Here is a 378-nt window from a genome sequence, read left to right on the forward strand (position 1 = left end):
AGTCAGTGCATGTGAAAACTCCGGTTCCTTTGTATGGTTCTAAAATTTTGGGAAGATTGGGCTCCGCTCCCGATGCCAGTATGACAATACTGGCAAAATAGGTAGAGCGCTCACCGTGCAAAACCTTCGGTGTCCCCTGGAGGAGAGTCTCGACAATATGATCTTCAATAATGTCGACATTGTCGTTACTTCCAGCCTTGTCTTCCATCATGTTTAGCAGACCTTTCCCTTTTATAATCAGGCTGCCAGGCCAGTTTTCAATATTGCCTGCTTCTTCAAGCTGACCTTTGATTTTAGGACTTTTTATCACCTTGACTGATATCGTAGGGTGGAATCTGGCAATAGTCTGAGCGGCGGTCATCGCCGCAGGCCCTCCTC

The 378-nt window shown here is 47.1% G+C and carries 1 protein-coding gene; it reads right to left on the bottom strand.

What is annotated here, in order from left to right; genetic code table 11:
- Window positions 1-361: NAD(P)/FAD-dependent oxidoreductase (locus CWC28_RS21250; protein WP_138625746.1), on the bottom strand; the 361-nt coding region annotated here is incomplete at its 3' end.
- Window positions 362-378: the final 17 nt, after the last annotated feature.

This window comes from Pseudoalteromonas sp. S4492 (assembly GCF_005886115.1).
Lineage (GTDB): Bacteria > Pseudomonadota > Gammaproteobacteria > Enterobacterales > Alteromonadaceae > Pseudoalteromonas > Pseudoalteromonas gelatinilytica.